Origin of the sequence: Streptomyces sp. NPDC005281 (assembly GCF_040607495.1) — a bacterium.
Taxonomy (GTDB): domain Bacteria; phylum Actinomycetota; class Actinomycetes; order Streptomycetales; family Streptomycetaceae; genus Streptomyces.
This window is the reverse complement of sequence record NZ_JBEXGX010000023.1, coordinates 44,804-68,680: the sequence shown is the minus strand read 5'-3', so window position 1 is coordinate 68,680 and position 23,877 is coordinate 44,804. Positions and strand designations below refer to the sequence as shown.

20 protein-coding genes are annotated in these 23,877 nt (G+C 72.0%); 16 read left to right on the top strand and 4 right to left on the bottom strand.

Translation table 11 applies throughout. The features are described 5' to 3' along the window. Positions 1–91: 91 nt before the first annotated feature. Together ABZV42_RS28725 and ABZV42_RS28720 are read right to left on the bottom strand one after the other, a co-directional pair. Positions 92–877 (bottom strand): alpha/beta hydrolase, encoded by a 786-nt coding sequence (locus tag ABZV42_RS28725; protein WP_355983373.1) that lies wholly within the window; start codon positions 875–877, stop codon positions 92–94. A gap of 64 nt (positions 878–941) precedes the next feature. After that, the gene (locus ABZV42_RS28720) at positions 942–1,265 is read right to left on the bottom strand and encodes a DUF427 domain-containing protein (RefSeq protein WP_356054225.1); all 324 of its coding nucleotides are present in this window, start codon (positions 1,263–1,265) and stop codon (positions 942–944) included. A 50-nt stretch (positions 1,266–1,315) separates the two neighbouring features. On the opposite strand from ABZV42_RS28720, the gene ABZV42_RS28715 reads away from it, so the two are divergent. The 15 genes from ABZV42_RS28715 to ABZV42_RS28645 all read left to right on the top strand — a co-directional run bounded on the left by ABZV42_RS28715 (position 1,316) and on the right by ABZV42_RS28645 (position 20,476). Beyond that, on the top strand, positions 1,316–1,855 hold the full coding sequence (locus ABZV42_RS28715; protein ID WP_355983370.1) for a TIGR00730 family Rossman fold protein: 540 nt from the start codon (positions 1,316–1,318) through the stop codon (positions 1,853–1,855). A gap of 43 nt (positions 1,856–1,898) precedes the next feature. Continuing rightward, a complete protein-coding gene (locus ABZV42_RS28710) occupies positions 1,899–2,597 on the top strand; it encodes an SDR family oxidoreductase (RefSeq protein WP_355983368.1) in 699 nt (232 codons plus the stop codon). Between the two features lie 30 nt (positions 2,598–2,627). After that, a complete protein-coding gene (locus tag ABZV42_RS28705) occupies positions 2,628–3,635 on the top strand; it encodes a methionine synthase (protein WP_355983366.1) in 1,008 nt (335 codons plus the stop codon). Positions 3,636–3,650: 15 nt separating this feature from the next. Continuing rightward, positions 3,651–5,846: an NAD-dependent DNA ligase LigA gene (gene ligA, locus ABZV42_RS28700; protein WP_355983364.1), complete on the top strand. Its 2,196-nt coding sequence runs from the start codon at positions 3,651–3,653 to the stop codon at positions 5,844–5,846. A 262-nt stretch (positions 5,847–6,108) separates the two neighbouring features. Next, positions 6,109–8,340 (top strand): bifunctional diguanylate cyclase/phosphodiesterase, encoded by a 2,232-nt coding sequence (locus ABZV42_RS28695; protein ID WP_355983362.1) that lies wholly within the window; start codon positions 6,109–6,111, stop codon positions 8,338–8,340. A 311-nt stretch (positions 8,341–8,651) separates the two neighbouring features. Then, positions 8,652–8,948, top strand: coding sequence for an Asp-tRNA(Asn)/Glu-tRNA(Gln) amidotransferase subunit GatC (gene gatC / locus ABZV42_RS28690; RefSeq protein ID WP_261705575.1), 297 nt, complete (start codon positions 8,652–8,654; stop codon positions 8,946–8,948). A 5-nt stretch (positions 8,949–8,953) separates the two neighbouring features. Continuing rightward, a complete protein-coding gene (gene gatA / locus ABZV42_RS28685) occupies positions 8,954–10,459 on the top strand; it encodes an Asp-tRNA(Asn)/Glu-tRNA(Gln) amidotransferase subunit GatA (protein ID WP_355983360.1) in 1,506 nt (501 codons plus the stop codon). Beyond that, a complete protein-coding gene (locus tag ABZV42_RS28680; protein ID WP_355983358.1) occupies positions 10,456–10,698 on the top strand; it encodes a hypothetical protein in 243 nt (80 codons plus the stop codon). Before gatA ends, ABZV42_RS28680 begins: the two co-directional genes overlap by 4 nt. Positions 10,699–10,714: 16 nt before the next feature. Further along, the gene (gatB, locus tag ABZV42_RS28675) at positions 10,715–12,229 is read left to right on the top strand and encodes an Asp-tRNA(Asn)/Glu-tRNA(Gln) amidotransferase subunit GatB (protein WP_355983356.1); all 1,515 of its coding nucleotides are present in this window, start codon (positions 10,715–10,717) and stop codon (positions 12,227–12,229) included. Positions 12,230–12,339: 110 nt separating this feature from the next. Next, positions 12,340–12,861, top strand: coding sequence for a DUF308 domain-containing protein (locus tag ABZV42_RS28670; protein WP_356054223.1), 522 nt, complete (start codon positions 12,340–12,342; stop codon positions 12,859–12,861). A 183-nt stretch (positions 12,862–13,044) separates the two neighbouring features. Then, entirely contained in the window at positions 13,045–15,363 is a 2,319-nt protein-coding gene (locus ABZV42_RS28665) for an MMPL family transporter (RefSeq protein WP_356054221.1), read from the top strand. A gap of 4 nt (positions 15,364–15,367) precedes the next feature. Continuing rightward, on the top strand, positions 15,368–15,943 hold the full coding sequence (locus tag ABZV42_RS28660; protein ID WP_356054219.1) for a GNAT family protein: 576 nt from the start codon (positions 15,368–15,370) through the stop codon (positions 15,941–15,943). Positions 15,944–15,977: 34 nt separating this feature from the next. Continuing rightward, the gene (locus ABZV42_RS28655; RefSeq protein ID WP_355983348.1) at positions 15,978–16,598 is read left to right on the top strand and encodes a hypothetical protein; all 621 of its coding nucleotides are present in this window, start codon (positions 15,978–15,980) and stop codon (positions 16,596–16,598) included. 183 nt (positions 16,599–16,781) lie between these two features. After that, positions 16,782–16,976: a hypothetical protein gene (locus ABZV42_RS28650; protein ID WP_356054217.1), complete on the top strand. Its 195-nt coding sequence runs from the start codon at positions 16,782–16,784 to the stop codon at positions 16,974–16,976. 368 nt (positions 16,977–17,344) lie between these two features. Continuing rightward, complete coding sequence (locus tag ABZV42_RS28645) at positions 17,345–20,476, top strand: AAA family ATPase (protein ID WP_356054215.1); 3,132 nt, start codon at positions 17,345–17,347, stop codon at positions 20,474–20,476. An 18-nt stretch (positions 20,477–20,494) separates the two neighbouring features. Here the strand turns inward: ABZV42_RS28645 and ABZV42_RS28640 are convergent, their stop codons facing one another. Together ABZV42_RS28640 and ABZV42_RS28635 are read right to left on the bottom strand one after the other, a co-directional pair. After that, positions 20,495–21,667 carry a PQQ-dependent sugar dehydrogenase gene (locus tag ABZV42_RS28640; protein ID WP_356054213.1) on the bottom strand — a complete coding sequence of 391 codons (1,173 nt, stop codon included), beginning with the start codon at positions 21,665–21,667 and terminating at the stop codon, positions 20,495–20,497. A gap of 106 nt (positions 21,668–21,773) precedes the next feature. Then, positions 21,774–22,781, bottom strand: coding sequence for an aldo/keto reductase (locus ABZV42_RS28635; RefSeq protein ID WP_355983340.1), 1,008 nt, complete (start codon positions 22,779–22,781; stop codon positions 21,774–21,776). Between the two features lie 75 nt (positions 22,782–22,856). Here ABZV42_RS28635 and ABZV42_RS28630 point away from each other — a divergent pair, with 75 nt between their 5' ends. Continuing rightward, positions 22,857–23,798 (top strand): 2-hydroxyacid dehydrogenase, encoded by a 942-nt coding sequence (locus ABZV42_RS28630; protein ID WP_355983338.1) that lies wholly within the window; start codon positions 22,857–22,859, stop codon positions 23,796–23,798. The last annotated feature ends 79 nt before the right edge of the window (positions 23,799–23,877 follow it).

Below are 23,877 nucleotides of genomic sequence, written 5' to 3'. Positions count from 1 at the left end.
GACCGACGCGACCGGCCCGGCCGGGCTCGTGTGGGACCCGGGTGGCCGGACTGCCCGGCCGGTGCGTGCGGGACCTCGGCGCGGACCTCGTCTAACCGTCCGTGCCGAAGAACTCCGCGAGGACCGGCGCGAGCGCCAGGGGATCCACCATGTGGGTCTGGCCCTCCAGCGTGCGGTACGACCCGTTCGGCGCCGCCTCCGCGACGGTGCTCGCCGCCTCGCGCATCCACGCGGGGCTCGCGTCGCCGGCGATCGACAGCAGCGGCAAGGAGAGCGCCGCCAGCCGTTCCCGGGGCACCCCGTTCCCGCCCATCGCGGCGTCGTCGTACGCCAGGGTCGGCGCGATGGCCTCCATGCCGGGCCAGGCGTGGGACATGCGCACCCCGGCGATCATCTCCGGGGGCGTTCCCACCAGGCTCAGGAAGAGCTCGACCGCGTCGCCGCGCCGGTCCTGGCCGAGCAGCTCGGCCAGTCGCTGGGTGTACTCCGCCCGCTGCTTGCCCGCCACCTCGTCGACGGCGAACGGCGTCTCGTAGACGGCGACTTCGCGGACGGGCAGCCCGCTCATGGCCGCCTCCAGGGCCAGCGCGCCGCCCGACGAGATGCCGTAGAGCGACGCACCGCCCCCGAAGGCCCCGATCAGCGCCGCGATGTCCTCGATCTCCCGGGCGACCGCGAAGGGCTTCGTGTCGCCGCTGCCGCCGCGGCCCCGCCGGTCGTAGGTGATGGCGCCGAAGCGGTCCGAGAGCGCTTCGGCCAGAGGCGTGAGCGTGGCGCCGGTGCACATGGCACCGCCGACCAGGACGACCGTCGGGCCGTCACCGTGGCGTTCGTACGCGATGGGGGTCCCGTCGCGCGAGATGGTCTTCTTGTCCATGTCTCAAGAGACTGCCCGCCGGCCGGGAACTCATCGCGTCACCACGCCCGCGCCCGCCCGGAACTCAGGACACGTCCACCTCGTAGAAGCAGAGGTGGTCCTTGATCTCGGCGACGTCGGACTCGGGATCGGGATAGGCCCACACCAGATCGGCCGCGCCGGTGCTCGACCAGTAGGACGCGGTGCCCTTGAACGGGCAGTACGTGTGGGTGTCGGAGGGCGTCAGCAGGTCCAGACGGACGTCCTCGGGCGGGATGTAGTAGCGCACCGGACAGCCCGTCTCGCGCAGCACCAGGGGGCGGTCGCTCTCCGCCAGAACCTGGCCGCCGTGCACGACGCGGACGTGCCGCGCGCCCTGCTCGATGGTGATCGTGTGTCCTTCAGCCATGTAGGGAAAGCGCTCGCGAGCCCCGAATCGTTCCCGCGTACGGTGACGTCATGAACATCTGCGTCTTCCTCTCCGCCGCCGACCTCGACGACCGCTACACGCGCCCCGCGCGGGAGTTCGCCGAACTCCTCGGCAAGGGCGGCCACACGCTCGTGTGGGGCGGCTCCGACGTCGGACTGATGAAGGTCGTCGCCGACGGGGTGCAGCAGGCGGGCGGACGGCTGGTGGGCGTCTCCGTGGACTTCCTGGCCGCCAAGGCCCGTCCGGGCGCCGACGAGATGGTCGTCGCCCGTGATCTCGCCGAGCGCAAGGCGCTGCTCCTCGCGAAGGCCGACGCGGTGGTCGTCATGGTCGGCGGCACCGGCACCCTGGACGAGGCGACCGAGATCCTGGAGCTGAAGAAGCACGGGAAGACCGAGAAGCCGGTCGTCCTGCTCAACACGGCCGGCTTCTACGACGGGCTCAAGCAGCAGTTCCTGCGGATGGACGCCGAGGGCTTCCTGCCGCGCCCGCTCACCGACCTGGTCTTCTTCGCCGAGGAACCGGTGGGGGCGCTGGCCCACCTGGAGGAGAGCCTCGGCACCCGCTGAGGCGTCCGCGGATGGTTCGGGACCGGTGCCGGGTGATGCGAGCATGGCGTCCATGGCTACACATGTGATCACCGGGGCCGGTTCCGGCATCGGCGCGGCCGTCGCCCGCCGTCTGCACGCGCGCGGGGACGAACTCGTGCTCCACGCGCGCGACGCCGGCCGCGCGAAGGAACTGGCCGCCGCGTTCCCCGGGGCGAAGACCCTGGTCGGCGACCTGGCGGACCCCGACAAGCTCTCCTGGGCGTTCTCGCACCAGTCGCTCCCCGGCCAGGTCGACTCCCTGCTGCACATCGCGGGCGTGGTCGATCTCGGCCCGGTCGGCGAGCTGACCCCGAAGGCCTGGCGCCACCAGCTCAACGTGAACCTGATCGCCCCCGCCGAGCTGACCCGCCACTTCCTGCCCCAGCTCCGCCTCGCCCGGGGCCACGTGCTCTTCGTGAACTCCGGCGCCGGACTGAACGCCCACGCCGACTGGTCCGCCTACGCCGCCTCCAAGCACGGACTGAAGGCCCTGGCCGACTCCCTGCGCCACGAGGAGCACGCGGCCGGGGTCCGGGTGACCTCCGTCTACCCGGGCCGCACCGCGAGCCCCATGCAGGCCAAGGTCCACCAGCAGGAGGGCAAGGAGTACGACGCCTCGAGGTGGATCGACCCCGAGTCGGTCGCCACGACGATCGTGATGGCGCTCGACCTGCCCCGGGACGCCGAGGTCAACGATCTGACGGTGCGCCCGGGAGGCTGACCCGCGCGCGGGATTCCGTAGGCTTCCGGGGTGAGCGAAAACAGCGAGTTCAGGTTCGGCGCCGCCACCGGGGTCGGGTCCATGCCGGGCGGTGACGCGCGGGAGGCCGCCAAGACCGTCACCGGCTCCTTCGAGGACTTCCCCTTCCTCGCCGAACTGCCCGCGCGCGGGCCCGGGGCGGACATGATCGGCCGGACCGCGGGGATGCTCGTCGAGCTGTACGCGCGCGTGGAGCCCAGCGGCTGGCGCTTGGGAGACCGGCCGGGCCGTGACACCAAGCGGGCCAGGTCGTGGCTGGGGGAGGACCTCGACGCCCTGGAGGAGTTCACCCAGGAGTACGAGGGTCCTCTCAAGGTGCAGGCCGTCGGTCCCTGGACGCTGGCCGCCGCACTGGAACTGAGGAACGGCGAGTCCGCCCTCTCCGACCCCGGCGCCTGCCGCGATCTCGCCGGATCTCTCACCGAGGGCCTGCGGATCCACCTCGACGACGTACGCCGCCGGATCCCCGGGGCCGAGATCGTCCTCCAGCTCGACGAGCCCTCCCTGATCGCCGTGCTGCGCGGCCAGGTGCCCACCGCCAGCGGCTACCGCACCCACCGCGCGGTGGACCGCCAGATCGCCGAGGCCACGCTCCGGGACGTCGTCGGGGCGAACGGCGGCGGTCCCGTCGTCGTCCACAGCTGCGCGCCGGACGTCCCTTTCGCCCTGCTGCGCCGGGCGGGCGCGGCGGCGATCTCGTTCGACTTCTCCCTCCTCACCGAGCGTGACGACGACGCGATCGGGGAGGCGGTCGAAGGCGGTACCCGGCTGTTCGCAGGTGTCGTCCCCGGCGTGGACGTCCCATTGTCGGACCCTGCCGGTAGCGTCATGGGTGTCAGGACGTTGTGGCGCAGGCTGGGCCTGCGGCCGGGCCTTCTCGCGGAGGCGGTCACGCTCACTCCGTCGTGCGGACTCGCGGGAGCCTCCCCCGACTTCGCGCGCAGGGCGCTGGCCCACTGCGTCCGGGCGGCGAGATCCCTCGCGGACAACCCAGAGTAACGGGAGGACACAACGGTGGCCGGCGACAAGCACGCAGAGCCCACATCGGTACCCGCCGGGGCGCGGGAGCGGCACGCGCGGCTCGCCGAGCAGATCGAGGAGCACCGCTTCCGGTACTACGTGAAGGACGCCCCGGTCGTCAGCGACGCGGAGTTCGACACCTTGCTGCGTTCCCTGGAGGCGCTGGAGGAGGAGTACTCCGAGCTGCGCACGCCGGACTCGCCGACCCAGAAGGTCGCCGTCGAGTACGAGACCGATCTCGCCGAGGTCGAGCACCGCGAGCGCATGCTCTCCCTCGACAACGTCTTCGACGACGCGGGACTCGCCCTCTGGGCCGGTCGCGTGGCCAAGGACGTGGGCTCGTCCGGCTACCACTTCCTGTGCGAGCTCAAGGTCGACGGTCTCGCCGTGAACCTGACGTACGAGGACGGCAGGCTCACGCGCGCGGCCACCCGTGGCACCGGCCGGACCGGCGAGGACATCACGCCGAACGTGATGACGATCGCCGAGATCCCGCACCGGCTGAAGGGCGATCACGTTCCCCGGCTCGTCGAGATCCGCGGCGAGGTCTACTTCCCGATGGAGGCGTTCGAGGCTCTCAACGCGCGTCGGGTGGCGGCCGGGGAGAAGCCGTACGCCAACCCCCGCAATTCCGCCTCGGGTTCGCTGCGGCAGAAGGATCCCAAGGTCACGGCGACGCTTCCGCTCCACATGGTCGTCCACGGCATCGGCGCCCTGGAGGGCTTCGAGGGCCTCGGCCGCCTCTCCGAGGCCTACGGCCTGCTGCACTCCTGGGGACTGCCGACCACGCGGTACGCCAAGGTGGTCGACGACCTCGACGGCGTACGGGAGTTCATCGCGTACTACGGCGAGAACCGCCACTCCGTGGAGCACGAGATCGACGGCGTGGTCGTCAAGCTGGACGAGATCCCCCTCCAGGGCCGGCTCGGTTCCACCGCGCGCGCACCGCGCTGGGCGATCGCCTGGAAGTACGCGCCCGAGGAGGTCAACACCAAGCTCGTCAACATCCGCGTCGGCGTGGGCCGTACGGGCCGGGTCACCCCGTACGCGCAGGTCGAGCCGGTCACGGTCGCCGGCTCCGAGGTCGAGTTCGCCACCCTGCACAACCAGGAGGTGGTGAAGTCCAAGGGCGTGCTCATCGGGGACACGGTGGTGCTGCGCAAGGCCGGTGACGTCATCCCCGAGATCCTCGGACCGGTCGCCGACCTGCGCGACGGCAGCGAGCGGGAGTTCGTGATGCCCGCCGAGTGCCCCGAGTGCGGCACGGCGCTGCGGGCCATGAAGGAAGGCGACATCGACCTGCGCTGCCCCAACGGCCGTTCCTGCCCGGCCCAGTTGAGAGAGCGCGTCTCCTATCTCGCGGGCCGCGAGTGCCTCGACATCGACCACTTCGGCGACGTGGCCGCCGCCGCGCTGACCCGTCCGCTGGCGCCCGTGGCCGCGCCTCTCGTCGACGAGGGCGACCTCTTCGACCTCACCGTCGAGCAGTTGCTCCCTATCAGGGTGCACGTTCTCGACCCGGTCAGCGGCCTGCCCAAGCGGGACCCCAGGACCGGTGAGGAGAAGGTCGTCACGGTCTTCGCCAACCAGAAGGGCGAGCCGAAGAAGAACACGCTTGCCCTGCTGGACAAGATCGCCGAGGCGAGGACCCGCCCGCTCGCCCGGTTCCTCAACGGACTCTCCATCAGGCACGTGGGCCCGGTGGCCGCCGAGGCGCTGGCCCGCGAGTTCCGTTCCGTCGACCGAATCGAGCAGGCCACCGAGGCGGAACTCGCGGCGGTCGACGGGGTCGGCGGGATCATCGCGACCTCGCTCAAGGAATGGTTCGCCGAGGACTGGCACCGCGAGATCATCCGCAAGTGGAAGGCGTCCGGCGTCCGGATGGAGGACGAGGGCGCGGGCGAGGACGAGGGACCCCGTCCCCTCGAAGGCCTCACCGTCGTGGTCACGGGCACGCTCGAACACCACACACGGGACGGGGCGAAGGAGGAACTCCAGAGCCGTGGAGCAAAGGTGACCGGCTCTGTTTCGAAGAAGACATCTTTCGTTGTCGTGGGCGACAATCCCGGCTCGAAGTATGACAAGGCGATGCAGTTGAAGGTTCCGGTCCTGAACGAGGAGGGCTTCGCCGTCCTGTTGGGGCAGGGACCGGACGCGGCGGCGGAGGTCGCGCTGCCGATCGAGGAATAGCGGTTGAAGTCCACCCGTTCGGCGCAAATCGTCGTCATCCGGGTGACCAGGTCGCATTCGGGCAACCGTCGACGACCGCTGCCCGTGGAAGCCTTCCGCGGCCTACTGTTGACGTGTGCGCCCGCCGTGTCCGGCCGCGGTCGGCGCATCCTCCGCTCCGCACACGAGCAGGGGGAAGGGTTTTCCCACGCGGCACCGTTGGCAGTTGTCGCCGGCAACGGATCGTGTGGCGTGGGCACCGCCGGCAGTGAGAGGGACGGGAATGGAACCCACCGAGAGCGCTGCTCCCGACCCACGGTTGCGCCTGCGCCGGACGACCGGCGCATGGCTGACCGGCCTGCGGACGGGACGGCCTTCGGAACGCCATGCCCGCACCGGGCCCGGCATCGCACCGTTCTCCGTTCCGGCCGTCCCCGGCGCTCTCGCCGCCGATCACGGCACCGGTCTGCCCGGCCAGGACCCCGAACGCCACACGTCCTGGCCCGCGCTGCCGTCGGCGGTCGCGGCCACCGCCGCGTTCGTCCTCGGCGCGGGCTTCTACCGCGCGTTCAGCGGTCATCACGCCCTCTTCCCGTGCGGCACCGTCGGCTGGGCGCTGGCGCTGCTGACCGGCGTCATCGTCGGTCACCTGGTCGCCCTCGGCCGGGCCCGCTGGTGGGGCGGCACCGGTTCCGGCGCCGCACTCACCCTCGCGGTCCTGCTGCTGTACGGCTGGGTGCCGGCCGGCATGGTCAGCCTCACCGTCGTCGTCCTCGTGGGCACGGCCCGCCGCAACCGCTGGCGCCAAGGCGTCCTGCACGGCGCCGTCGACATCATCGGCATCGGCGCCGGAGCCCTGGTCCTCGCGTCGTTCGGGCGGTTCCCGAGCGTCGAGACACCCTGGGCCCCCAGCACCTGGACGTTCTACGCCGCTCCCCAGCTGGTGCTGGTCGCCGGCGCCTACCTCGCCGTCACCCGCGCCCTGCTCTGGTATCTGAACACCCCGGGCGGCGGCCTGCCGACCGTCGCCCGTACGGCCCTCGTCAGACACGGTCTCGTCGCCGTGGCACTGCTCGGCATCGCCCCGCTGATCTGTGTCGTCGCGATGGCCCAGCCGACGCTGCTGCCGCTGTTCTCGATCCCGCTGATCGCCCTCGACTCCACCCTGTGGATAGCCCGCGCGCGGGCCGAGGAGCAACTACGCGACCCGCTGACCGGGCTGCCGAACCGTCAGTGGCTGCTGGAGCGCACCTGGACGGCGCTGGACGACGCCGAGCGCATCGGCGCCCGCTCCGCCCTGCTGCTCATCGACCTGGACCGCTTCCGTTCGGTGAACGACACCCTGGGGCACCTCGCCGGTGACCGCCTGCTCCTCCAGATAGCCGAGAGGCTGCGGCTCGCACTGCCGCGCGGGGCGGAGGCCGCGCGGCTCGGCGGTGACGAGTTCGCCGTCTTACTGCCGGTCGCGGACTCCACCACCTCGGCGACACGGGTCGCCCGCAACCTGGTCGCGGCCCTCGGCTCGCCGCTCGACCTGGACGGACTCACCCTCGTCCTGGAGGCCAGCGCCGGGCTCGCCGTCTTCCCCGACCACGCGCTCGACGCGGAGGGGCTGCTGCGGCTGGCGGACATCGCGATGTACCAGGCGAAGCGGGACCGTACGGGCGTGGAGGTGTACGAGTCCAAGCGGGACTCCAACACCCCCGACCGGCTGGGCCTGCTCGGCGATCTGCGCCGGGCCCTGGACACCGGTGACGTCGAACTGCACTACCAGCCCAAGGTCCGCTTCGACGGACAGGTGGCCGGTCTCGAGGCCCTGGTCCGCTGGGTGCATCCCGAGCGCGGCAAGGTACCGCCGGACGAGTTCATCGCCATCGCCGAGTCGTCCGGGCTGATGCCCCACCTCACCGAGTACGTCCTGGAGACGGCCCTCGGACAGGTCGCGCGCTGGCGGGCACAGGGCCTGTACGTGCCGGTCGCGGTGAACGTGTCGCCGCGCGACGTCCACACACCGGGGTTCGCCGGGGCCGTCGCCGCCCGTCTCGCCCGGCACGGAGTGCCCGCGGGAGCGCTCCAATTGGAGATAACGGAGCATGTGCTCCTGGAGGACCCGCAGCGGGCCGCCGACACGCTCGCGGCGCTCACCGGGCACGGCGTGAAGATGTCACTGGACGACTTCGGCACCGGTTACTCCTCCCTGGTCCATCTGCGCCGGCTGCCGGTCAGCGAACTGAAGATCGACCGGTCGTTCGTCGCACGGCTCGCCGTGGACGCCGAGGACGCCGAGATCGTGCGCTGCACCGTCGACCTCGCCCATTCGCTCGGGCTCCTTGTCGTGGCGGAGGGCGTCGAGGACGACGAGACGTGGGAGCGACTGCGGGATATGGGCTGTGACGCCGTCCAGGGGTGGCTGGTCGCCGCGGCGATGCCGCCCGACGAGGCCACTGCGTGGCTGCTGGCGCGTGGGGTCCGGGGGTGGCAGCGGCCGCGGGCCGCGCTGCCGGCCGCGGAGTAGCGGCCCTCGTCACTGGCCTCCGGCCGGGTGTTGCCCACCCACGCACAACCCGGTCGCCCTCATCCGGCAAGCCGGGCACTCCCGTCCGGCCGTCCCGCCGTCGGCGGCGGTCGGTTGTGGGCGGCCCTGCCGCGGCCGCCGACGGCGGGACACCCCCGGGGGAGAGTTCGGCTGTCCGGAGACAGTCACGGGTGGTGCGCGGGTGGGAGACGTCCGGCCGGAGGCCGGGAGGCAAACCCGGGCGCGGGCATCGGCCCGGGCCCCATAGGATTGGGCCAAACCACACCGCACTCACCCCAGAGGATCGCTGCATGCCTGGCATCACGCGCGAGGAGGTCGCCCACCTCGCACGGCTGGCGCGTCTGGAGCTGAAGGGCGAAGAGCTCGACCACTTCGCAGGCCAGCTCGACGACATCATCGGCGCGGTCGCCCGCGTCAGCGAGGTCGCCGACCAAGACGTACCGCCGACCTCTCATCCGCTGCCGCTGACGAACGTCATGCGCGTGGACGAGGTCCGTCCGTCGCTCACCCCCGAGCAGGCGCTCTCCGGCGCCCCGGCCCAGGAGCAGCGGCGTTTCAAGGTGCCGCAGATCCTGGGGGAGGACTAATCACCATGACGGACACCAACGTCAACATCATCAAGCTCACCGCGGCCGAGATCGCCGGGAAGATCGCCGCGGGCGAACTGACCGCCGTCGAGGTCACCGAGGCCCACCTCGCCCGCATCGAGGCCGTCGACGAGAAGGTGCACGCCTTCCTGCACGTCGACCGTGAGGGCGCCCTCGCTCAGGCGCGTGCCGTGGACGCCAAGCGGGAGGCCGGCGAGAAGCTCGGCCCGCTCGCCGGTGTGCCCCTCGCGCTCAAGGACATCTTCACCACCGAGGGCATCCCGACCACCGTCGGGTCCAAGATCCTCGAGGGCTGGATCCCGCCGTACGACGCGACGCTCACCAAGCGGCTGAAGGCCGCCGACGTCGTGATCCTCGGCAAGACCAACATGGACGAGTTCGCCATGGGGTCCTCCACCGAGAACAGCGCGTACGGACCCACCGGCAACCCCTGGGACCTCACCCGGATCCCCGGCGGCTCGGGCGGCGGCTCCTCCGCGGCCCTCGCCTCCTACCAGGCGCCCCTCGCCATCGGCACCGACACCGGCGGCTCCATCCGCCAGCCGGCCGCCGTCACCGGCACGGTCGGCGTCAAGCCGACGTACGGCGCGGTCTCCCGCTTCGGCATGGTGGCGTTCTCCAGCTCCCTCGACCAGGGCGGCCCCTGCGCCCGTACGGTCCTCGACGCCGCCCTTCTGCACGAGGTCATCGCCGGGCACGACCCGCTCGACTCGACCTCCATCGACGCGCCGGTCCCGCCGGTCGTCGAGGCCGCCCGCAACGGCAGCGTGACGGGCATGCGTGTCGGTGTCGTCAAGCAGTTCCGCGGCGAGGGCTACCAGGCCGGTGTCATCCAGCGTTTCGACGAGTCCGTCGAGCTGCTGAAGGGACTGGGCGCCGAGATCGTCGAGCTGGACTGCCCGTCCTTCGACCTGGCGCTCTCCGCGTACTACCTGATCGCGCCGTCCGAGTGCTCCAGCAACCTCGCCCGCTTCGACGGCCTGCGCTACGGCCTGCGTACGGGTGACGACGGCACGCGCTCCGCCGAGGACGTCACCGCCCTCACCCGCGAGGCCGGCTTCGGCCCCGAGGTCAAGCGCCGCATCATGCTCGGCACGTACGCGCTCAGCTCCGGCTACTACGACGCGTACTACGGCAGCGCCCAGAAGGTCCGTACGCTCATCACGCGCGACTTCGAGAAGGCGTTCGAGCAGGTCGACGTGATCGTCTCCCCGACGACGCCCACCACCGCCTTCCCGATCGGCGAGCGCGCCGACGACCCGATGGCGATGTACCTCGCGGACCTGTGCACCATCCCGACCAACCTGGCCGGCAACTCCGCCATGTCGCTGCCCTGCGGTCTCGCCCCCGAGGACAACCTCCCGGTCGGTCTCCAGATCATCGCCCCGGCGCTGAAGGACGACCGTCTGTACAAGGTCGGAGCCGCCGTCGAGGCCGCCTTCGTGGAAAAGTGGGGCCACCCGCTGCTTGAGGAGGCTCCGTCGCTGTGAGCAAGGCAATGTCCAAGGCCAAGGGTTTCAAGAAGTCCAAGTCCGGCACGTATCTGTCCATCGCCGGAACGGCCTTCGGTGCGTTCGGTGTCGCGAAGCAGGTCAAGAAGGCCCGCACGGAACACGACACCCTGCGCCTCATCGACGCCGCCGTGTCCGCCGCCGCCATCGTCACCGGCCTCGCCATCCTCTACCGGGAGCTCAAGCGCCTGGGCGACGACGACGTCCTGCTGGGCTGAGAGGGAAGTTTTCACCGTGACCACCACGACCGACCTGGTGTCGTACGAGGACGCACTCGCGACCTACGACCCCGTCATGGGCCTCGAAGTCCATGTCGAACTCGGCACCAAGACGAAGATGTTCTGCGGCTGCTCGACCGAGCTGGGCGCCGAGCCCAACTCGCAGACCTGCCCGACCTGCCTCGGCATGCCCGGCGCCCTCCCGGTCGTCAACGCGACCGGAGTCGAGTCCGCCATCAAGATCGGCCTCGCGCTGCACTGCGAGATCGCCGAGTGGTGCCGCTTCGCCCGGAAGAACTACTTCTACCCGGACATGCCGAAGAACTTCCAGACCTCCCAGTACGACGAGCCGATCGCCTTCAACGGCTATCTGGACGTCCAGCTGGAGGACGGCGAGGTCTTCCGTGTGCAGATCGAGCGCGCCCACATGGAGGAGGACACCGGCAAGTCGACGCATGTCGGCGGTGCCACCGGCCGCATCCACGGAGCCTCGCACTCCCTGCTCGACTACAACCGCGCGGGCATCCCCCTCATCGAGATCGTCACCAAGCCGATCGAGGGGGCGGGCGAGCGGGCCCCCGAGGTCGCCAAGGCGTACGTCGCCGAACTGCGCGAGCTCATCCGGGCGCTCGGCGTGTCGGACGCCCGCATGGAGATGGGGCAGATGCGCTGCGACGTGAACCTCTCGCTGCGCCCGCACGGGCGTGAGAAGTTCGGCACGCGCTCCGAGACGAAGAACGTCAACTCGCTGCGTTCCGTCGAGCGTGCCGCCCGCTTCGAGATCATGCGTCACGCCGCGGTGCTGAACTCCGGCGGCACGATCATCCAGGAGACCCGCCACTTCCACGAGGACACCGGGTCCACGACCTCGGGCCGCGTGAAGGAGGAGGCCGAGGACTACCGGTACTTCCCGGAGCCCGACCTCGTCCCCGTCGCCCCGTCCCGTGACTGGGTCGAGGAGCTGCGCGGCGGGCTGCCCGAGCAGCCGCTGGCCCGCCGCAACCGACTGCGCGAGGAGTGGGGAGCGAACGCCCACGACATGCAGTCGATGCTCAACGCCGGTGCCATCGACTCGATCGTCGCGACGATCGAGGCCGGAGCCGAGTCCACCTCCGCCCGCAAGTGGTGGATGGGCGAGCTGGCCCGCAGCGCCAACGAGTCGGGCACGGCCCTGGAGGACCTGCCGATCACCCCGGCGCAGGTCGCCCGGGTGGCCGAGCTGGTCATCTCCGGCGATCTGAACGACAAGCTCGCCCGTCAGGTCATCGAGGGCGTCCTCGCCGGCGAGGGCACCCCGGACGAGGTCGTCGACAAGCGTGGCCTGAAGGTCGTCTCGGACGAGGGCGCGCTGACCGCCGCCGTCGACGAGGCCATCGCCGGGAACGCGGGCATCGCCGACAAGATCCGTGGCGGCAAGGTCCAGGCCGTCGGCGCGCTCGTCGGCGCGGTCATGAAGGCCACCCGTGGCCAGGCCGATGCGGCCCGCGTCAAGGAGCTCATCCTGGAGAAGCTGGGCGTCTCCGAGGGCTGAGGTCCAGGTTCGTTCCGGGTTTTCCCACATCCCAGGGGGTGCATCGTGGCCGATGCGCCCCCTGGGGTCTGTGTCGGCGTGCTCAGGTCAACGCGCTACGCTCCCGCGCCATGAGTGGAAGCACCGACTCCGAGACGCACGACAGCACGACGCACGACTCCGAGACGCACGACAGCACGACGCACGACCGCGAGACTCGCGACCGCGGGACCCGGACCCCGGAGACCCAGGCCCTGGAGGTCCGGGCCCCGGAGGTCCAGGACCGGGACGAGCAGGACGAGCAGGACCGGGACCCGGCGGGCCCCGACGGTGAGGTCCAGGCCCCGGCGGACTCGGGCGACGAGGACCGGACCCCGGCGGACACCGCCGCCGACGACGAGGACCAGGACCCCGAGGCGCGCCGGGCGCGCTGGAGCGCTGTCGGGACGGGGATCCTGCTGACCGTCGCCGGGCTCGCCGCGTCGGCGATGCGCACCGGCTCCGGGACCGCGCTCATACCCCTCTCCTACGCCTCGGGGGCCGTCCTGTGCGCCGGAGCGTCCGCGCTCGGGGCCAGGGGCCGCACCCGGCGGGCGCTGTGGCTCATGATCGTCGGCGTGATGGTCATGGCCGTGGGTGACCAGCTGGACTGAGCTGTGGCCGACGGGGTGACCGGGGCCACGCGAATGGCCTGTGACCTCGGACGCAGTCCTGTGAGTAAGCCCACGAATGCGACAAAGAATCACTTCAGGCTGTAAGAGTGATGACGCATTAGTCATGTGTTCTTTGCGGGCAGTTCCCGATAAAGATCCACAAATCCCCCAGGGAGCTCGCTCGTGGCAGCCCTTGCACGGTGGTGTGTCCAGCATCGCCTCGTCGCCGTTCTGCTCTGGCTTCTGGCCTTCGGCGGAGTGACCGCCGCCGCTGCCGTTACGGGTTCCGCCTACTCCAACGACTACGAGGTCCCCGGCACCGAATCGGGCCAGGCGACGCAGCTCCTGAACAAGGGCTTCCCCGGGCTCGGCGGTGACAGCGACACGATCGTCTGGCACACCTCCCCGGGCACGGTGCGCTCGGCCGACGTCGAGCAGAGCATGACCCAGGCCCTCGACAAGATCGAGAAGCTCCCCGGAGTGGCCTCCGTCGACAGCCCGTACACCCACCAGGGGTCGGGCCGGGCCGACTCGGTGGGCCGGATCAGCCAGGACGGCCGGACGGCGTACGCGACGATCACCTTCGCCGACCGGGCCGAGAACCTCGACAAGGGCGAGGTCCAGGCCGTCGTCAGCACCGCCAAGGCCGCAGAGGCCAAGGGACTCGACGTCGAGCTCGGCGGCACCGCCATCGCCCTCACCAAGTCCTCCGGCGGGCACATGGCCGAGATCGTCGGCGTGGCCGTCGCCGCCGTGGTCCTCTTCCTCGCCTTCGGTTCGCTCGCGGCCTCCATGCTGCCCATCGCCACCGCCCTGATCGGCGTCGGCACGGCGTACTTCGGCATCGTGCTCCTCGGGCACGCCATGACCGTCGCCGACTTCGCCCCCATGCTGGGCATGCTGGTGGGCCTCGGCGTCGGGATCGACTACGCGCTGTTCATCGTGACCAGGCACAGGCGTGGTCTCAAACGCGGGCTGACGGTGGCCGAGGCTGCGCAGAACGCCGTCGCCACCACCGGACGCGCGGTCGTCTTCGCCGGCGCCACCGTCTGCATCGCCCTGCTGGGCATGCTCATCCTGCGGCTCAGCTTCCTCAACGGCGTGGCGATCGCGGCCTCCCTGACCGTCGTCCTGACCGTCGCGGCCTCCGTGACCCTGCTGCCCGCGCTGCTCTCCTTCATCGGTCCACGCGCGCTCAGCCGGCGCGAACGGCGGCGGCTGGAGGAACACGGACCGGAGCCGGAGATGGCCACCGGGTTCGCCGCCCGCTGGTCCGCCTTCGTGGAGCGCCACCCCAAGCTGCTCGGTGTCGTGGCCGTCGTCGTGATGGCCGTGCTCGCCATCCCCACGTTCTCCCTCCACCTGGGCACCTCCGACCAGGGCAACGACCCGAGGACGACGACCACCCGGCAGGCGTACGACCTGATCTCGCAGGGCTACGGTCCCGGCGTCAACGGGCCCCTGACGCTCGTCACCAAGGTCGGCGGCGCCGAGGACAGGCTCGCCCTGGACAACCTGGACGCCACGCTGCGGGCCACCGAGGGTGTCGCCTCGGCGACCCCGGTGACGTACAACGGCGCCGGTGACACCGCCTTCCTCACCGTCGTCCCGGCCTCCGCGCCGCAGTCCCAGAAGACCAGCGATCTCGTCGACCGGCTGCGTACCGACGTCCTGCCCCGCGCCGAGTCGGGCACCGGTCTCGACGTACAGGTCGGCGGTGTGACGGCGAGCTACGACGACTTCGCGGGCGTCATCGTCGGCAAGCTCCCGCTCTTCGTCGGCGTCGTGATCAGCCTCGGCTGCGTCCTGCTGCTGCTCGCGTTCCGGTCGATCGGCATCCCGCTCAAGGCCGCGGCCATGAACATCGCCGCCGTCGCGGCCGCCTTCGGAGTCGTCGTCGCGATCTTCCAGTGGGGCTGGGGGAGCGAACTGCTCGGCCTCGGCCGCGCGGGCCCGATCGAGCCGTTCCTGCCGGTGATCATGGTGTCGGTGCTCTTCGGGCTCTCCATGGACTACCAGGTCTTCCTGGTCAGCCGGATGTACGAGGAGTGGCTGGAGACCGGCGACAACCGGCGTGCCGTACGCGTCGGGCTCGCCGAGACCAGCCGGGTGATCAACTCCGCCGCCGTCATCATGATCTCGGTCTTCCTCGCCTTCGTGCTCAGCGGCGACCGCGTCATCGCGATGTTCGGCATCGCCCTCGCCGCCGCCGTCGCGCTGGACGCCTTCGTCCTGCGCACGCTCCTCGTCCCCGCCCTCATGCACCTGCTCGGCGACGCCAACTGGTGGCTGCCCCGCGCCCTCGACAAGCGGCTGCCGCGCATCAGCATCGAGCCGCCCGAGTGCAGGGCCGCGCATGAGAGGCTGGCCGAGGCCACGGACGCCGAGGCGGCGGACGTACTGGGCCGCGCGGCGGCGGACGCCGAGGCCGCGGATGCCACGGCGGCGGACGACGGGGTGACCGACGCGGGGGCGACGGACGTGACGACGAAGGAGCGGTAGCGGGATGTACGCGATATCCCTGGGTGACGACGGTGCGCAGCTTCGGCCGCTGGAGCCCTGGCACGCGGAGGAGTTCCTCGCGCATCTGGACCGCGGACGCGAGTTCATCGGGCAGTTCATCTCCTTCGGCGCCCGTTCCACGGACCTGACGTCGGCGCGGGCGCAGCTCCAGAGGCACGCCGACCTGCGCGCCGCCGGCACCGGGTCCCTGCACGGCCTGTGGCTCGAGGGGAAGCTCGTGGGCGGTGTGCTCTTCCTGAACTTCGACGCCGATCAGGGCAACTGCGAGGTCGGCTGCTGGCTGGAACCCGCCGCCTCCGGGCGCGGTCTGGTGACCCGCGCGATGCGGATCCTCATCGACTGGGCGGTCGAGGAGCGCGGGATCCACCGGGTCGAGTGGGTCGCGGCGGCGGGCAACGTCCCGAGCCTGAACGTGGCCCGGCGGCTCGGCATGAGCCGGGACGGCGTATTCCGGCAGAAGCACTCCCACGACGGGGTCCGGCACGACCTCGAGGTGTGGTCCGTGCTCGCCCCCGAGTGGCGTGCCGCACGCGCGGACGCCGCCCACAAGGATCATTAAGGAACCTCTCAGACTGCGTCCGTACGGTGCCCGCATGGGAACCAAGACAGTTGACGAGGCCGGGGCAGAGACCGGTACCGAGGCGAAGCGCGACGAGCGGACCGTGGACGTCACCGAGGCCGGCACGGCCGCGGCGTCCACCGACGAAGGGACTACGGCCGAGGCCGAGGAGCGCGACGAGACCGACGCGGACCTCGACGAACAGGGCGAGCCGGAAGAGAACCCCGTGAGCGGTGCCGACGCCGCCGACGCGGGACAGGACGCCGGTGTCGGCCAGGGCGCCGCGGCGGTCGTGTCCGCCGGGCTCGGCGTGGTGTCGCTGACCGGCAGCTGGGTCGCCACCGTGGCCGCCGCCCGCTCGACCCTGGTCGGCCAGCTCCAGACCTCCTCGACCGCGAGCGTCGCCAAGCAGGTCAAGGCGGTCTACGGCGACGCCTGGGCGACCACCGCGCTGATCGGCGGCCTCTTCGCGCTGGCCGCGCTGATCGTCGGCGTCTTCGTGCTGGTCCGGCCCGCGTTCGGCGTCCCCGGCAAGCCGCAGGCGGCCTGGATCAAGTCCGTCGCCTGGGCCGGCGTGTCGCTGGGCGTCGTAGGACTGGTGCTCGCGGTCGCCAAGTACTCCGACGTCATCCTCGGACTGCCGTCCACCAGCTGAACCCCGTAGACCGGGACGACTCTGAGGGGCCTTAGGGCCGGCGCGGGAAACCGGCCGCCGCCCTAAGGCCCTTCGCGTTCCCAAGATGCGGAACTCTCCCGATGTGGCGCACCCCCCTGGGAGAAGAAGGTTGAGGCATCGCAACGAGCGAGACCGGAACCGACTCTTCACAAGGGGTACGAGATGTTCGAGTACGAGCTCCACCGCATGCGTTCCGCGGACCTGATCCGCGAGGCCCAGACCCACCGGCTCGCCAGGGAGGCCGCGAGCGGCCGCCGGGCCGCCCGCCGCGCCGCCCGCGAGAACGCACAGGGCGACGCCGGGGAACGGGCCCATAGCGACCGCCCCCGCCGGCACCGGTTCGCCCGCACCGCGTGAGCGCCCGGGCACCCGTGGACGGCCGGGCGCAGTCCGGCCGCCCACGGGGCGTACGGGACGGCGGCCCCGGCGGCCCCGCGGCGGTCGGCCGCCTTCCGCCGGGAGCCGGCGGCAGGACACCGGAAGGCGTCGGCCGGACGGCCGACGGGGATGCTCCGACGGCCGGCGGGGGTGCTCCGACTGCGGGCCCGGGCGGTCCGACGCTGGGAGTGGGCGGTCCGACGGCCGACGGGCGTGGTCCGACGATGGGCCGGGGCGGTCCGACGGTGGGCCGGGGCGGTCCGACCGCGGGAGTGGGCGGTCCGACGGCGGGAAGGGTACTGCCCGCCGTCCCGATAACCGCTGACCTCCTCCCGGACTCCTGTGCCATGCTCGGGCCCGTGGAGACCAGGTCCGTCAGCCCGGTGTTCGTCGGCCGCTCCGACGAACTGGAGGTGTTGAACGACGCGCTCGCCCGCGCCGCCGCCGGCAGTGCCTCAAAGGCGTCCGGCACCGGGGGAGAGCCCCAGGCGTTCCTGCTCGGCGGCGAGGCGGGCGTCGGGAAGACCCGCTTCCTGGAGGAGTTCGCGGCCGCCGCCACCCGCGAGGGCGCCGTCGTCGCCTGCGGCGGCTGTGTCGAGATCGGCGCCGACGGCCTGCCCTTCGCACCGTTCTCCACCGCCCTGCGCGCCCTGCGCCGCACCCTGCCCGACGAGTTCGCCGCCGCGGCCGCCGGACAGGAGGAGGAACTCGCCCGTCTGCTCCCCGAGCTCGCGCAGACGACCAGGGGACGGCAGTACGAGGAGGACGGCACGGCCCGCCTCTTCGAGCTCACCGCCCGCCTGCTGGAGCGCGTCGCCGCGGACCGCACGGTCGTCGTCGTGCTCGAGGACCTGCACTGGGCCGACGCCTCCACCCGCCACCTGCTCGCCTACCTCTTCCGCACGCTGCGCGGCGGCCGCCTCGTCGTGATCGCCACCTACCGCGCCGACGACATCCACCGCCGCCATCCGCTGCGCCCCCTGCTCGCCGAGCTCGACCGTCTCCGCACGGTCCGCCGCATCGAGCTGGGCCGTTTCAACCGGGCCGAGGTCGGCCGTCAGATCGCCGGGATCCTCGCCCGTGAACCCGACACCGCCCGGGCCGACGACATCTTCGCCCGCTCCGACGGCAACGCGTTCTTCGTCGAGGAACTCGCCGTCGCCGCCCGCGAGGGCTGTCCCACCGGGCTCACGGACACCCTGCGCGACCTGCTTCTCGTCCGCGTCGAGGGACTGCCCGAGAGTGCCCAGCGGATCGCCCGGACCGTCGCCGAGGGCGGCAGCACCGTCGAGTACCCCCTGCTCGCCGCCGTGGCCAGACTCGCCGAGGACGACCTCATCGAGGCCCTGCGCGCCTGCGTCGGTGCCAACATCCTGATCGCCTCACCCGGCGGCGACGGCTACCGCTTCCGCCACTCCCTGGTCCGCGAGGCCGTCAGCGACGACCTGCTGCCCGGCGAGCGCTCCCGCTTCAACCGCCGCTACGCCGAGGCCCTCGAGGCCGATCCGGCACTCGTACCGGCCGACGAGCGCGTCACCCGGCTGGCCAGCTACTGGTACCACGCCCACGACGGGGCCAAGGCGCTGCCCGCCGTCCTCGACGCCTCGGTCGAGGCCCGCCGCCGCCACGCCCACTCCGAGCAACTGCGGCTCCTGGAAAGGGCGATGGAGCTGTGGGAGGCGGTCCCCGACACCGTACGGGCCGAACTGCGCCCCATCGACTACGTGGAGGCCTATCCGCCCCCGCGGCCGCAGGAGTGCGGGGAGAGTCCCGCCGGCCGTGACTGCGCGGCCGCGCCCCTGCGCTACCTGGACCTGATGGCCGAGGCCGCCGTCGCCGGCCGGCTGTGCGGGGAACGCGAACGAGCCCTGAAGACGACCAAGCGGGCGCTGCACCTCCTGGAGGACGAGCACGACCCGCTGCGCGCCGCCTGGTTCTGGGTCCAGCGCTCCCGGCTCGTCCAGGCACAGGTCCGCGGCGACGGCTGGACGGAACTCGCCACCGCACAGGACCTGGTGCGCGGTCTGCCGCCGTCCCAGGTGCACGCCGAGGTCCTTTCCATGGTGGCCGCCTGGTGCATGGTCCACCAGCCGGGTCACGGCGCCCTCTCCGCGGCCGAACGCGCCGTGGAGTACGCGCACATGGTGGGCGCCCGGGACACCGAGCTGAACGCCCGGCTCACCCTCGGCGGCCTGATGGTCGACGCGGGGGAGACCGAGGCCGGGCTCGCGGAGATGTACGGGGTCAGGGAGCGGGCCAGCCGCCATGGCGCCGCGTACGTCGTGGGCCGGCTGCACATCAACCTGCCCTCGCACCTGGAGTCCGTCGGCCGCTCCCGCGAGGCCGTCGCGATCCTGCGCGAGGGCATCGAACTCGCCTGCCGGAACGGCCTGTTGGACACCCAGGCCTGGGTCTGGGGCAATCTCTCCGAATCGCTGTACGCGCTCGGCCGCTGGGACGAGGCCGCCGAGGCCGCGCGCAACGCCCTGGCCGTCGGACTCGGCGGCAAGGCCTCGGGTGTGGGCGCCTCCCGTCTCGCGCCCGTCGCCCTGGCCCGCGGCGACCTCATCGAAGCCGGCCGTCAACTGGCCGCGGCCCGGGCCCACTTCGGCACCCATGACCCGATGCCCCAGCACTCCCTGCCGCTGCTGTGCACCACCATCGGCATCGCCGCGGGCGAGGGCCGCTTCCTCGACGCCCGTACCGTCCTGGAGGAGGCCCTGGCCGCGGGCTTCCCGCCCGGTACCCAGCGCTACGCCTGGCCGCTGCTGCTGGCCGCCGTCACCGCCGAGGCCGACGCCCGCGGTCTGCCCGTCGCGGGCCCCGGCCGTGCTTCGGCCCTGGAACGTATCCGCGCGGCCGCGAGAACCCTGGCCACCGGAGCGCCCGTCTGGCTCGCCCACGCCGACTGGCTGAGCGCAGAGCTCCGGCGGGCCGACGGCGCGAGCAGCCCGGAGCAGTGGTCTGCGGTGGCCGGAGCCGTCGAACCCCTGGAGCGCCCCTACGACCTTGCCCGCGTCCGCCTCAGGCTGGCCGAGGCACTGCTGCTCACGGGCGCGGACGACGACGAGCGCGCCCGCGCCGCGGAACTCCTCCGGCTGGCGGGCGCCACCGCCGGACACCTCGGCGCCCGCCCGCTCGCCGAGGCCGTCGCCCTGCTCGCCCAGCGCGCCCGCCTCACCCTGGAGCACACGCCCGCCCGGTCCCGTACCGCCCCCGCCGACCCGTCGGACGCGTTCGGCCTCACCAGCAGGGAGCGCGATGTCCTGCGCCTGGTCGCCGCGGGCCGCAGCAACCGCCGGATCGCCGAGGAACTCTTCATCTCCCCGAAGACGGCCAGCGTCCATGTCTCGAACATCCTGGCCAAGCTGGATGTCTCGGGACGGGGAGAGGCGGCGGCCCTGGCCCACAGGCTGCGGCTCTTCCCGCCGGACGTCCCGGATGCCCCGGACACCCCGGCCGCCCGGACGGCGGGCTGAACACCGGTCCCGGCCGCGCTACTTGACCTCCAGCTCCAGCAGCCGGTCGTCGCCCTTCACGGGGGTGCCGCGGCCGTCGGTCTCGCTCGTGGTCAGCCAGAGCCGGTCGCCGCCCGCCGAGACGACCGTGCGCAGGCGGCCGTACTTGTCCTTCAGGAAGGCCTGGGGCGGCGCGGACGCCTTGGTGCCGTTCAACGGGATGCGCCACAGGCGCTGCCCCCTGAGCGCCGCCATCCAGATGGACCCCCCGGCGTAGGCGATCCCGCTCGGGGAGGCCTCGTCGGTGTGCCACTGGAAGATCGGATCGTGGTACTTCGGGTTGTGCCCGATGCCCTCCACCACCGGCCAGCCGTAGTTGTCGCCCGGCTTGATCTGGTTCAGCTCGTCCCAGGTGTCCTGGCCGAACTCCGAGGCCCACAGCCGCTGTTTGTCGTCCCAGGCGAGACCCTGGACGTTGCGGTGCCCGTACGAGTACACGACCGAGCCGGGGAACGGATTGCCCGGCGCGGGCTCGCCCTCCGGCGTCATGCGCAGGATCTTCCCGCCGAGCGACTTCCTGTCCTGGGCGAGCCCCCGGTCGCCCGTCTCGCCCGCGCCCGCGTACAGCATCCTGTCGGGGCCGAAGGCGATCCGGCCGCCGTTGTGGATCACGCCCTTGGGGATGCCCTTGAAGATCGTGTCCGGCGCGCCCAGCTGCTCGCCGGCCGGCTTCCGCTCGTCGTACAGCACGCGGACGATGCGGTTGTCGGAGGCCGTCGTCAGATACGCGTAGATCATGTGGTCGGAGGCGTAGTCCGGCGAGAGCGCTATGCCCAGGAGGCCGCCCTCACCGGCCGGGGCCACCCCGGCCACGTCGCCCAGCAGAGTCTTCGCGCCGGTCTTCTCGTCGATCCGGGTGATCGTCCCCTTGTCCCGCGAGGACACCAGCAGACCGCCCCCGGGCAGCGGCGCGAGGCCCCAGGGGGTGTCGAGATCCTCGGTGACGGTGCGCAGGACCTTCACCGAGCCCTTCGCGGGCGGCGTCGGCTCGGGGGCGGCGCTCCCGGCGGACGACGAGTGCGGCGACGGGCTCCCGGTGCCGGCGGGCACGCCCGGGCCGGCCGGGCCCGGACTGCCGCCGGAGGAGCAGCCGGCCGTCAGCAGAAGCGCGGTCGTGGCCAACACGACTGTCACTGCTCGAACTTGCACCATCGGAATCCCTTCGACGCGGCGGTCCTCCTGTTCATACACCGCTCGCGTTCCACGGGTTCCCGGCGGTCCCGGACGGGCGATCCGCGCCGGGCTCCGGAAGCACCGCTCAGTCCCAGGATCCCAGCGCCCCCGGCAGCCCCGCCACCTCGGCCAGATCGTCCGCCGTCAGGCGTAGTCCGGCCGCCCCCGCGTTCTCGGTGACCCAGCGCTCCCGCTTGGCCCCCGGCACCGGGACGACCTGCGGACCCTGCGCCAGGACCCAGGCCAGTGCCACCTGCGCCGGCGTGACGGGCCGGGCGCCGTCCCCGTGGCGCCGCGCGACGCGCCGCAGACCGACGACGATGGGCTGGTTCGCGGCCATCATCTCGGCGGTGAAGCGGGGATGGCGGGCCCGCGGATCGTCGGGCTCGAAGCCCTCCCCGGGGGTCAGGGTGCCGGTCAGGAAGCCGTTGCCGAGCGGCATCGCGGCCAGGAACCCGACACCGCGCGCCGTGCACCACGGCAGCAGCGTGTCCAGCGCCTCCGCGGACCACACCGACAGCTCGGCCTGCACCGTGCTCACCGGGAAGACCTGCTGCACCCGCTCCAGCAGCCGGATCGTTTCGTCGTGCGGCCGCGCCCACGCCCGGCGGCCGGACCCGGCCCCCACCGCGCACAGCCCGAGCGAGCGGACCTTTCCGGCCGCGACGAGCTCGGCCATCGCGCCCCAGGTCTCCTCGACCGGCACTTCCGGATCCGCGCGGTGCAGCTGGTAGAGATCGATCACGTCCGTCTGGAGCCGGCGCAGCGACGCGTCGCACGCCCGTTTCACATAGCCGGGGCGGCCGTTGGCCACGAGGTGCTGATCGCCCACCAGCAGACCGACCTTGGTCGACACGAAGGCCTCGGAGCGCCGCTCCTTCAGTACGCGCCCCACGAGCAGCTCATTGGTGAAGGGCCCGTACATGTCGGCCGTGTCGAGCAGCGTCGACCCCCGGTCCAGTGCCGCGTTCACCGCGCGCAGCGACTCCTCGCCACGCCGTTGTGACCCGGTGTAGGCCCAGCTCATCGGCATGCATCCGAGTCCGACCGCCCCCACATCGAGCGCCGCGGCCCCGATCGTTCTGCGCTCCACCTGGCCGTGATCCTCCTTCTGCCGGCCCCCAACCTAACCTCTGCGCGCATGAGCGCCTGGCATAACCTCCTGACCATGACTTCCGATGTCTGGCTCCCCTTCCACGAGGACGAGATCGACGGACTGCCCGAGGGCCCCTACTACCGCTTCTGGGACGGCGGCCCGGAGTTCCCCGCGGATCCGGCCGACTGCGCGTTCTACGTCGTGCCCTACATGAAGCCCCCCGCCGTCTCGCGGCGGCCGATGGCCGAAATGACGTCGCTCCAGGCCGTGCAGACACTCTCAGCCGGCGTCGACCACGTCCTGCCGAGCCTCAAGTCCCTTCCTTCCGGGGTGGTGTTGTGCAACGCCCGCGGGGTGCACGAGGCGAGCACCGCGGAACTCACCCTCGCCCTGGTCCTCGCCTCGCTGCGCGGGATCCCCGACTTCGTGCGGGGCCAGGACAAGCAGGAGTGGCGCTCGGGGTTCCGTCCCTCGCTGGCCGACAAGTCCGTACTCATCGTGGGGTACGGGTCGATCGGGTCCGCCATCGAGGACAGGCTCGCGCCCTTCGAGCTCGCGCGGGTCGCGCGCATCGCACGCTCCGCCCGTGCCACGGCGCGCGGTCCCGTGCGCCCCCTCGCCGAACTGCCGTCCCTGCTGCCCGAGTTCGACGTCGTCATCCTGTCCACGCCACTCACGGACAGCACCCGCGGCCTGGTGAACGCCGACTTCCTGTCCCGGATGAAGGACGGCGCGCTCCTGGTGAACGTGGCCCGCGGCCCCGTCGTCGACACGGACGCGCTGCTCGGCGAGCTGAAGAGCGGGCGCATCACCGCGGCCCTCGACGTCACCGACCCCGAACCGCTGCCCCCGGGGCACCCGTTGTGGCACGTGCCCGGCCTGCTGATCAGCCCCCACGTCGGGGGGCCGACTTCGGCGTTCTGGCCGCGCGCCAAGCGGCTGCTGGCGGATCAGCTGACCCGCTTCGTGAACCGGGAGCCGCTGCGCAACGTGGTCCTTACCACCGGCACCTGAGCAACCGTCCGTTCGCCCCGCGTCCGCTTCGGGCACCCTCCGGAGTCCTCCGGATGCGGGCAGTGGCGGCATAGTCCCT